The sequence below is a fragment of the Methyloglobulus morosus KoM1 genome (assembly GCF_000496735.2).
Classification (GTDB): domain Bacteria; phylum Pseudomonadota; class Gammaproteobacteria; order Methylococcales; family Methylomonadaceae; genus Methyloglobulus; species Methyloglobulus morosus.
The window spans coordinates 1-11,039 of the sequence record NZ_AYLO01000101.1 but is presented as its reverse complement, the minus strand read 5'-3'; the positions used below and the strand labels follow the sequence as shown (position 1 = coordinate 11,039).

General features: G+C 44.1%; 9 protein-coding genes and 1 pseudogene. 6 read left to right on the top strand and 4 right to left on the bottom strand.

Translation table 11 applies throughout. The features are described from left to right. Nucleotides 1-255: 255 nt before the first annotated feature. Nucleotides 256-2,364, top strand: a complete 2,109-nt coding sequence (locus MGMO_RS13430) for a RelA/SpoT family protein (protein ID WP_023495602.1) — start codon at nt 256-258, stop codon at nt 2,362-2,364. Nucleotides 2,365-2,610: 246 nt separating this feature from the next. Here MGMO_RS13430 and MGMO_RS13425 read toward each other — a convergent pair whose 3' ends face one another. Genes MGMO_RS13425 through MGMO_RS13415 form a run of 3 tightly spaced genes read right to left on the bottom strand, consistent with a single transcriptional unit; the run spans nt 2,611 to nt 5,666 of the window. Continuing rightward, a complete protein-coding gene (locus MGMO_RS13425; protein WP_023495601.1) occupies nt 2,611-3,522 on the bottom strand; it encodes a DNA adenine methylase in 912 nt (303 codons plus the stop codon). Next, the gene (locus MGMO_RS13420; protein ID WP_023495600.1) at nt 3,509-4,528 is read right to left on the bottom strand and encodes a hypothetical protein; all 1,020 of its coding nucleotides are present in this window, start codon (nt 4,526-4,528) and stop codon (nt 3,509-3,511) included. Before MGMO_RS13420 ends, MGMO_RS13425 begins: the two co-directional genes overlap by 14 nt. Nucleotides 4,529-4,541: 13 nt before the next feature. After that, a complete protein-coding gene (locus MGMO_RS13415; RefSeq protein WP_023495599.1) occupies nt 4,542-5,666 on the bottom strand; it encodes a ParB/Srx family N-terminal domain-containing protein in 1,125 nt (374 codons plus the stop codon). Nucleotides 5,667-6,337: 671 nt separating this feature from the next. Between MGMO_RS13415 and MGMO_RS13410 the strand changes: the two genes are divergently transcribed. From MGMO_RS13410 to MGMO_RS13400, 3 genes are all read left to right on the top strand, one after another. Next, on the top strand, nt 6,338-6,562 hold the full coding sequence (locus tag MGMO_RS13410) for a hypothetical protein (RefSeq protein ID WP_023495598.1): 225 nt from the start codon (nt 6,338-6,340) through the stop codon (nt 6,560-6,562). A gap of 63 nt (nt 6,563-6,625) precedes the next feature. Further along, nucleotides 6,626-6,832: a DUF2281 domain-containing protein gene (locus tag MGMO_RS13405; protein WP_023495597.1), complete on the top strand. Its 207-nt coding sequence runs from the start codon at nt 6,626-6,628 to the stop codon at nt 6,830-6,832. Then, the gene (locus MGMO_RS13400; protein ID WP_023495596.1) at nt 6,829-7,215 is read left to right on the top strand and encodes a type II toxin-antitoxin system VapC family toxin; all 387 of its coding nucleotides are present in this window, start codon (nt 6,829-6,831) and stop codon (nt 7,213-7,215) included. The genes MGMO_RS13405 and MGMO_RS13400 overlap by 4 nt, the downstream gene beginning before the upstream one ends. A 57-nt stretch (nt 7,216-7,272) precedes the next feature. Here MGMO_RS13400 and MGMO_RS13395 read toward each other — a convergent pair whose 3' ends face one another. Beyond that, the gene (locus MGMO_RS13395) at nt 7,273-7,482 is read right to left on the bottom strand and encodes a PIN domain-containing protein (protein ID WP_023495595.1); all 210 of its coding nucleotides are present in this window, start codon (nt 7,480-7,482) and stop codon (nt 7,273-7,275) included. 219 nt (nt 7,483-7,701) lie between these two features. Here MGMO_RS13395 and polA point away from each other — a divergent pair, with 219 nt between their 5' ends. Further along, nucleotides 7,702-10,422, top strand: coding sequence for a DNA polymerase I (gene polA / locus MGMO_RS13390; RefSeq protein WP_023495594.1), 2,721 nt, complete (start codon nt 7,702-7,704; stop codon nt 10,420-10,422). A 393-nt stretch (nt 10,423-10,815) separates the two neighbouring features. Next, nucleotides 10,816-11,039: pseudogene (locus MGMO_RS20655) on the top strand (glycosyltransferase family 1 protein); the annotation flags it as partial.

The following is an 11,039-nucleotide window of genomic DNA, read 5'->3' as shown; positions in this document are numbered from 1 at the left end:
CTTTTAATGTCCGAACCGTTCGTGCTGAGCTTGTCGAAGCACACACCGCCTTTCGACAGGCTCAAGGCGAACGGAAACTTAATACTTCACAAGGCCGAATCTATAATTTATTGCTTATCCTTAAGTAACCAGTTACCTAATAAATCACCTTTCTAGTAAACAATCCTTTGAAACCAATCAAATGTTTCTTACTCTATACTTTCGGCATTAGCCTACCATGCCTGCCTTGATTTCCGAATCCTTTAAGAAAGATTGATGCAAAAGACCCACTCCTCTACCCAGCAAATTTTCAGTGGCTTCTCGGCTGAAGACAGCGAAAAAATCGAACGTGCCTTGGCAATCATTGCCCAAATACCGGAGCCTTTGCCTTATCAACGCCCTACAGGCGTTGATACCGCCGCCATTTTAATGGATTTTAAGGTGGATGTAGAAACAATACTCGCGGCCATATTGAGCGACCCACGCCTGGAGGAATTGAAACCTAAACCCGACATTGCCAAAGAATTCGGCAAAACGGTTGCCGCTTTAGTCAAAGACATCAACTGGTTAAACAAGCTTAACGTGTATTCCACAGACATGATGCACCATCCCAATCAAGCGGAAACGCTACGCCGGATGTTGTTGTCCATGACCCAAGACATGCGGGCGGTGCTGATTAAACTGGCATATCGGATCAAGCGGTTACGCATCTTGCCGAAAGAAGCTTATGAAATCCGGCATTTCGTTGCCCAGGAAACCTTGGACATTTACGCGCCGATTGCCAACCGCTTAGGCATACACCAATTCAAATGGGAACTGGAAGACATGGCATTCCGTTACCTGGAGCCACAAATCTATCTCAAGATAGCCAAATCCCTAGCCGCCAAACGGGAGCAAAGGAAAGCCTGCATCGAGCAGTTTATACAAGTGTTGCATACGCATTTGGATAGCGAAGGGATTAAGGCCGAGATTTACGGTCGCCCCAAGCATATCTACAGCATTTGGAAAAAAATGCAGCGTAAACAATTGGATATCGACGAACTATATGACCTGCTTGCGGTGCGGGTGATCGTCGATAACCTGACCTCCTGTTACGCCGTCTTGGGTATCGTACACGGCGCATGGCAAACTATACCTAAGGAATTCGACGATTACATCGCCAATCCCAAAGAAAATGGCTACCAGTCGTTACATACCGTCATTCTCGATCCCCAAGGCAACCGTATTGAGGTGCAAATCCGCACAAAAGAAATGCACGAATTTGCCGAGATGGGCGTTGCCGCGCACTGGTCTTACAAAGAAGGCGGCAAACATAATGCGGCGCTGGACAAAAGCATTGCCTCTTTACGTAAATTATTAGAAGAAAAAGACAATGATGAAAACATTACGGAAGATTTTCGCAGCGAGTTGTTCCATGATCGGGTTTATGTGCTGACTCCAGCAGGAAAACTGATCGACTTAGTCAAGGGCTCAACACCGCTGGATTTTGCCTATGCCATCCATACTGAAATCGGGCATAGCTGCCGTGGCGCAAAAGTGAATGGCCGCATTTGCCCGTTGACTTACGCCTTAAAGTCCGGCGAACAAGTCGAAATTCTCACTACCAAAGACATCCGCCCCAACCGCAACTGGATAGACCCTAATTTAGGTTATTTGAAATCCGCCCATGCCATCGGAAAGGTCAAAAGCTGGTTCAAGCACCAGCAACGGGATCAAAATATTGCTGTCGGCAAAACAATCCTCGACAGGGAAATCCAGCATTTAGGTTTAAAAGGATTCAATATCAAAGAGTTGACCTTACATTTCAAGCAACCCGACACCGATACCTTACTCGAAGCGATAGGCCGTAACGACATCAACAGTCGGCAACTGGCAGCGTTTTTTAAGATACCGGAATTGGAACCCCAGCCCGCCCTGACCATCAAAAAGAAGCCTGAAACCAAATCCGTCGTTACCGTCGAAGGCATCGACAATGTGCTGACGACGCTTGCCCAATGCTGTATGCCCGTGCTGGGCGACGACATCATGGGTTACATCACGCATCACAGGGGTATCACAATCCACCGTAAAGATTGCAACAACCTAACCGAGCTCAGCCCGGAAAAGCACACCCAACTCATTCCCGTATTCTGGGGAACGCAAAAAGCCAGCCATTCCGTGCCGATTGTCATCCGCGCTTACAATGCCCGACATTTGTTGAATAACGTCACCCAGGTGTTAGGCCAAGCCAATATCCATATCTCCAACGCCGCACTAGAAACCAACCCCGATTTTTCCGCCGTCCTCAACCTGACCATCCAGATTGAAAACACCCGCCAATTAAGCCTCGTGTTAAGCCGCATAAGCCAACTGCCTAATATTGTTGATGTAAAGCGTAAGACGTGAGCTTACAGCTATTGCAAACCCAACCATAATGCAAGCCGACATGAACCCATCGAGCATCAAGGGTGTAATAGCCTAGCGTGTTATGCCGCATGAAAATGTAAACTATGGCCTTGGGTTACGGGTCATCTGGTTGAAATTTTAGCGTGATTTGTTTTGTGCGCCTAATTTAACCGGGCTAGATTGTTGGACTTCCTTGCGTTAGCACCAACCTACAATATACCCAATATACGAGATACTAAAATGTTTTCAAACAATTAGTTGAATTGAGTTATTAGCTCCATTGCTCAAGGATTTTAAATGGGTATTTTTTTCTGTTAATCCTGATTGCAGATTTGTAATTACTAATTCCTTTTCAATCTTGGGAATTTTTGACATATACCTGAAATTTTGACTATTTTGCGGAAACCCATCATAAAGTAACTTTATAAATTCATGTTTGTCATAACTAAGAAGCCAAGGATAAGTAGCAACTCTAAGGACATCAGAGAGACGCTTGTGGTCAACTGTTTTATAGTGATACCGATAAAGCTGATGACCTTCTTTAAAATAGGGCGGGTCGATGTAGAAAAAGTGTGTGTCGTTATTTTGCGCGGGTATCTTACTAAGGAAAATGAGAGCATCATCAAACACAACAGAAATTGATTCTCTTAATGTTGAAATTTGTTGGATTCTTGAGATGATGTCTTTTTTGTTAAAGCGACAATCTATTTTATATATTGAACTTTGGTTTCTACCTCCAACTGGACCACTATGGAGAATACCAGAGAAATTTGTCCTGTTGAGAAAAAGACCAGCCAAAGCCAATTCAGGAATCCGACCTTCTTCAGGTTGGTCGTATTTAAGAAATTCCCTAAAATAATGCCACGAATCAATATTAACCTCGACATTTTCTATGGAAGAAATCAGCGCGTCAGTGTGATTGAAAACAGCTTTCCAAAAAGAATAGATAAGCGGATCCCTTTCAACCAATGTAGCCTTTTTAATAATTCCATTAGCAACAAGTGATAGTGAAACAATAGCGCTACCCGCGTAAGGTTCTACAATTTCTTTCCCCTGTAATTTATGGGCGGCAATGAAATCAAACACAACTTGCAGGAAAGTCGCCTTGCTTCCAGGATAGCGCAGTGGACTTACTATTTTTATATTAAGCGTAGACACAAGCGTTCCGAAAATTTTTGATTGCTTCCTGAACCCAAGTACTGATTATATTGATGTCATTAAGTCGTTCAATAGTCAAGTTTGCATTGGCTCTAGCTAGCTCCAATCCCTTTTGGGCAAGATAAGGAATACAGTACCGATAATAAATATTCCCAAACTGGTAAGTTAAAACAAAAAGCTTTTCTTGGAGCGATTCGGTTTTAGTTGGCAAAACATTAAAGGGGATAAATATTGCGGGTGTAGGCGTACTAGCAGGTTGTCGGGCAAACCAAATTTTATGAAAAAAATCAATAGCTCCTTTTACACTTTTAAAATTCCAATTTTGCCCAGTTGCAACCTGCCCTAATAAATAATAAGTTCCGGCTGCTCCATCACGCCTTGGTTTCCAAGCGATCACATCCATTTGTTCGTCTTTTGGATTTATGGAAACTCCTGGGAGCAGGGTATCTCTTACGTTACCATCAGAAAAATGTTGGTAAATTGCTGTAAGTTTGGGTAGAAAACTCGACTGATCTGGCCGAGGAAAACCAAACGAATAAGAGTGTCCTTCAACTTCGCCAGCAGCAGCCCATGTAGCACAAGCTTGGAATAAATCTCTTACTTGATTATTGATAGTAAAGAATGAGTCATCATCGAAAATCACTTCATTATTTGTATTTGCTATGAACAAACAAAAAATATAGATAATAGAACCATCATTTAGCGTGGTTTCATTAAAAATAAGCTCTTCCCCGTTATCGCTAAAACTAAAAGGATAACAATCACCCAAATATTCACTCCTCTCACGAACAGTTTGAAAAATAGCTTCTAAAAACTGATCTTCTGTCGACCCTATCGATGCCTGATAATCAGTATTTTCAGAGTTTTTTCGCTTATCCCAACTTCTCGAAAGTTCGCTAAAGCTTGCGGAGTGAAATTCAGACGATAGAGTATACAGTTCAAACCAATCACAAAGTTCTTGTGCATCACAATCCAGAGGAAGTATTGCTAGCGGCGTTTCAATCATTGCAACCTAAATGTTACTTGCTACTTTTATCATGTTTACGCTGCATCGTTAGGAATAATGTTTCTGATTTTTCTACCAGTTCTTTAGCCACTGAAAGCAGAGATTCTGAGCCATCATATTTTGCGAGCAACATGATGGCATCGTCAATTTTAATACTTGCCTGCACTAATGCTTCGCTAAAAACAGCCCCGGCATCACGAACTTCGTTATGGGCGGCTTTAAGATCGGTTCCGCCTCTAATTTTTTGCAATGCAACCGGATGCGTCAAAACTTCACCCAAATTTTTAAGGTCAGGATTTTGGCTTTTTATCAAAGGTGGATGGTTGTCTTGTTTTGAGCCAAAAAGATAGTTTAAAACTTCTTTAAGTTGCGGTATTTTGTTCGTTTCTATCGGTTGTTCATCAGGTATTTGATTCCAACCTTTAGCTAGACCTAAAAAATCTCGATACTCGTTTCTACCCAATGCGGTATATAAATGCGAGAAGGCAAATCGACCTTTATTGTATCGGTTTTTTATATCGAATAAACGTTCCTCTTCAGCTTGTTCCAATACTAAAACAGCACCAATGTAAGCGCGGATAGTGTCGTTATCATCACCTAGCTGCCTTGCGATAGACTCTATAGTTAAGCCACTACTTTTTTCTTTTTTATACCAATCGGCAACGTAGCGAGCTTTGGCGTAAGCATCCCAACGATAAGGCCCGTTGATGTGCTTAAAACCGATAAAGGCTTGAGCATCTTCTTTTTTTTCAACCCGCCAGACACTTATGTGCTCAATAGAATCGAGTGTTTTTTGAGATATCGAAGGAGGCAGCGAAATTTTACATTCTCTAGCTAATTCCCTATTTTTAATGAGTTTGATAGCTGCGAGCCTTCTATTACCTTCTAAAACAGTAAATGGGCCGCACTCTTCTCCCCATACGATTAAAGGTTCAAGATTAAAATAACCGTTGTTACATATTGATTGAATCAGCTCCTCCAGAGCAGCAATGTCGCGCAATGAGCAAATCATGCTTTTTTCATCATGCGTAGATAGATCATCACCTGTTGTCAGGCGCGGATTTCCGTAATCAAAATCTAGCAACGATGTCGGACATCCTGTTGTTGCTTCGCCTATTTTTGCTCGAAATTCTGACACCTTAAAAGCACCATATGATTGAATATGAACGGATTGTAGCTATTTTTTGGTAATACAAAAATTACCAAATGTATTTTAACATGGATAAAGACCTAGAATCTGAGGTTTAGCCCGTTGGGGTGAATAGCATGATTCCCAACATTTCGATGCTAAATTACTATCCATCAACCATACTCACCGCCGACCCTGCAAAAACGCAGGCAATGTTGTTAAAACGCAGTTAGTTTGGATAATGTAGTTTGTGGGTGTACCTACAGCATAAAAGGAACGAACCCCAACAATATACTGTGTTTAACCGCCGCCGCTGTACCCCGGAAAAAAGCAGGCGATTATTCGTAAATATTTATAGGAGAAAATGATGTACACCGCAATCAAAGGCATCTACGAAAACGGCCATATCGTTTTGCAAGAAGAGCCGCCGACCAGAAAAAAATAGAGGTGTTAGCCACATTTCTTGACGAAGCTGAAGTATCATCAAGCAAACGACAGGCCGGCAGCCTACTACGATTAGGTTCTTTGAAGGGAGAAAACTACAATATCCCAGATGATTTTAATGACCCGCTAGATGGCTTGAAAGAGTATATGGAATGAATTATCTGATTGATACGCAAATACTTATTTGGTATCAGCTTAACAGTGGCAGCTTTAGGTTTATTTAATAGGAAAGAGCCATGTTACAAGAAAAAATTATTGCCGAAATCAAGCAAATTCCCGATGATAAACTGGCTGAGATTTACGGTCTGGTGCATTACTTTCGCTTAGGGTTATTGCAAGAACACCAATCACTGCCAATTAAGCAACGGCCTATCGGTTTGGCAAAAGGGCTGTTTGAAATCCCCGCCAGCTTTTTTGAGCCATTGCTTGACGACATGCTGGATGCCTTTAAGGGCAGATAATAAAACTACTGTTACCTACCAAGCTAATTTACACTATTCATGTCGACTGAACGGAATAAGCCAATGCAGAGTCAAGAATTGCTACATGAGATTGAAGTATTACCGCCTGAGATGCAAAAACAAGTATCTGATTTTGTGTTGTTTTTACGAAAACAACAGCTAAAGCAAAAGGTTAAAAACAGAACGGTAGGCGAATATGTAGGAAAAATGGTTATCCATGACGATTTCGACCAGCCCTTGCCGGATAGTTTTTGGTTAGGTGAGCCGTGAACTTGTTGCTCGACACGCATGTTTTTCTGTGGCTAAGACTTACTCCAGATAAAATTTCCCCAAAAATTTTGGATGCTTATTACGATATCAATAATGAAGTTTTTTTGAGCATGGCGAGCATCTGGGAAATCCAAATCAAGTTCCAACTTGGAAAGCTTGAACTCTCCCTACCGCTGAATCAGTTAATTCAGGAACAACGCATCAACAATGGCCTGCTAATTTTGCCCATTGAAACCGATCATATTTATGCCTTAAATGAGTTGCCGCGACACCATAACGATCCGTTCGACAGGATGATTTTAGCTCAGGCTAAACTTGAAAATCTGCATTTGGTAAGTGCCGATACTGTCTTTAGCCATTATGATGTTGATTTAATCTGGTAAGCTTGAGTCGTCTTGAAAAATTGAAAAGCCCTGTACCATCTGGCTTAAGAAATCTTTCTAACTTATGGAAATTCTGTAATCTTGCAAAAGCAAAATTTGCCCGTAATCCTTCGCTTTACGGTAATACGCTTCATCGGCGGTGATAAGGGTAGTTTCCTTGGTAGTTAGGGCGGTTGCGTGGTAGAAAGTATCGAATAGATGATGGTTTAATTCAACACTTAACCTTATCGCGGTTTGATAGAGTTCTGGGTCGTCGCATATCGTCATTTCTAAGTTGCCGACTGCAAGCAATATTGCATCGGCATAATCCGGTTCTAACCGGCGACTACGGCCATAATTTCCGCCATAAAATGCGGCGGCTGGATCATGGCGACATCGAATTGGGCGATTTTTTCAAATAAGGAAACTTGAAATAGCTGCATTAAAAACAAATCGTTCAAGGTAAAATCAACAACACTAAAAATCGCTAGCCTTGGATATACCTAAATGCCCGAAAACACCTCCAAACGCCTCATCCTGGTTGACGGCTCGTCGTTCCTGTTCCGCGCCTATCACGCCATTCCGCCGCTGACCAGCCCGCAAGGCGTGCCGACCAACGCCATCCACGGTGTGACGAATATGTTGCGTAAGCTGATTGCGGACTATCACAGCGATTACATTACGGTGGTGTTCGATGCGCCGGGCGGGACTTTCCGCAATGAGTTGTATGCCGAGTACAAGGCGCMCCGCCCGCCGATGCCGGACGATTTGCGGGTGCAAATTGAACCTTTACATCAGATTATCCGGGCGATGGGCTTGCCGTTGATTATCGAATCCGGGATAGAAGCCGACGATGTCATGGGCGTGTTGGCTAAACAAGCCGAACAGCAGGGCTATGAAATCATCATCTCCACGGGCGACAAGGACATGGCGCAGATGGTGAACGAACATATTATCCTCGAAAACACCATGTCCAATACCCGCATGGATATTCAAGGCGTGATCGACAAATTCGGTGTTCGTCCCGACCAAATCATCGATTATCTGGCCCTGGTGGGCGATACCGTGGACAACATTCCGGGTGTACCTAACTGTGGCCCGAAAACGGCGGCAAAATGGTTGGCACAGTACCAAACATTGGACAATCTCATGGCGCATGCCGATGAAATTGGCGGCAAGATCGGCGACAACCTGCGCGCCAGCCTGGATCATCTGCCCTTATCCAAGCAACTGACGACGATAGTGTGCGACCTGGAGTTACCTTATTCCGTTGAAGATTGCCATCAACAACCGGCCAATATTCCTGAATTGACCCGATTATTGACAGAACTGGGTTTTTCTACCTGGTTGAAGCAATTGGCGAATAAGGCTGAATCAGTACCGCAACCCGAAGCAGCAAACCAAAATCCCGAGAAAGTAGCGTCCAGTTATGAAACGATATTGACCGAACAACAATTTAACCAATGGCTGAAACAACTAGAAACGGCTGAAATCTTCGCGTTTGACACCGAGACCACCAATATCGATTACAGCAAGGCGCAAATCGTGGGCGTGTCGTTTGCGGTGGAAGTAGGAAAAGCGGCTTATTTGCCCTTAAGCCACTCTTACCCTGGCGCACCGGAACAATTAAACCGTGCTGACGTGCTGGAAAAGTTAAAACCCGTTCTAGAAAATCCCGATAAATCCAAACTCGGACAGCATATCAAATACGATGCGCACGTCCTCGCGAACCATGGCATCACCCTGCGCGGTATCGCCCATGACACGATGCTGGAATCGTATGTCTTGAACAGCACCGCCACCAAACACAATATGGACGACATCGCCAAAACCTATCTGGGGATTAATACTATCCATTACGAAGACGTGACGGGAAAAGGGGCCAAACAAATCCCGTTCCAGGAAGTGGCTATCGAGCAAGCTACGCCCTATGCGGCAGAAGATGCGGACATCACCTTGCAAATCCACCAATGTTTGCTGCCGAAACTGCAACAAATACCCAGCTTGTATGCCTTGTATGCGGAAATGGAAATTCCGCTGATTCCTGTTTTGGAAAGAATCGAGAGCAATGGCGTACTGATCGACAGCGCCATGCTGGCGCAGCAAAGCCTGGAACTTGCCAGTAAGGTCGTCTCCATCGAGCAACATGCCCATAACTTGGTCGGACGGGCGTTCAATATTGGTTCACCCAAACAGATCCAGGAAATCCTTTACGACCAGCAAAAATTGCCGGTATTGAAAAAAACTCCGACCGGACAACCTTCAACCGACGAATCGGTGTTGCAAGATTTGGCGGTCGATTACGAATTGCCGCGCTTGATCCTGGAGTATCGGGGGCTGAGCAAACTCAAATCGACTTATACCGATAAACTGCCACAGCAAATTAACGATAAAACCGGACGGGTACATACCTCTTACCATCAAGCGGTCGCCGCGACGGGCCGGCTTTCGTCTACCGACCCCAACCTACAAAACATCCCGATCAAAAGTGAAGAAGGCCGTAAAATTCGGCAAGCCTTCGTTGCACCTGCGGGCTATAAAATAGTCGCTGCCGATTATTCGCAAATTGAATTACGTATCATGGCGCACTTGTCGGCGGACCAAGGATTACTCAATGCTTTCAACGAAGGCTTGGATGTCCATCGTGCGACAGCGGCGGAAGTATTTGGTGTTGCACCCGAGCTAGTGACCAACGACCTGCGCCGCTCCGCCAAGGCCATCAATTTCGGCCTTATCTATGGCATGTCGTCATTTGGCCTGGCAAAACAACTGGGTTTGTCGCGCAGCGAGGCACAATCCTATATCGACCTGTATTTTGCCCGTTATCCGGGTGTGAAACTGTACATGGACAACATCCGCGAGCAGGCGCGGGAACAAGGCTTTGTGGAAACCTTGTTCGGCAGGCGCTTGTACCTGCCGGAAATCAAGTCCAAGAACGCGGCAATCCGCCAATACGCCGAACGCACCGCCATCAACGCACCGATGCAAGGCACCGCCGCCGATATCATCAAACGCGCCATGATCGCCACCGACCAATGGTTAATAGCCGATAACGCCGATGCCCTTATGATTATGCAAGTGCATGACGAACTGGTTTTTGAGATCGCCGAAGACAAAATAACCGAATATTCAACAACCATCCGATCGCTCATGTGCAATGCCGCCGAACTCACCGTTCCATTGATTGTTGATATTGGTGTGGGAAATAACTGGGATGAGGCACATTAAATTTTTGGGAAATTTTTATGAATCGGCTTGGAACTTTTTTCCGGCATCCTCAGTCACATTAATGAACGTCCGCAACAGACGTTTAATCAGCCTCCTTTCCCCTTGTTTATAGGCTGATTCGTTCTTGGAGTCCCAAAGCCTACCTCTTCAGGCTTTGGGACTTTCTTTTTTCAGGCCAAAATCCTTTTTTAGCTCAGCCATAGCGTATTCCCCATCGCGAGTGGAAGTCGTTATCCGGTTTACAAGCCGTGTTGGCTTTCATCGATCCCAAGTATATGCGGGGCCATTCAATTTAGAAATGGATCATGAATCGCATCTCCCGACAGGGTTGTAATCATTTCTTCACAATCATCCTTTAACATGCTTGTAATAAACCAACGATGAAAATCTAATATGCCTTTAAAGATTGCTTTTATCACCGATGCTTGGCATCCACAAATTAATGGGGTTGTGACAACCATTGATAATACCTGCAAAACGCTCCGTGAGCAGGGCAATGAACTGTTAATGATAACGCCCGATCAATTTAACACGATTCCATGCCCTAGTTATCCATCGATCAAATTAGCCGTCTTTTGCTATCCCAAGGTTCAAAAATTACTGGACAATTTTTCGCC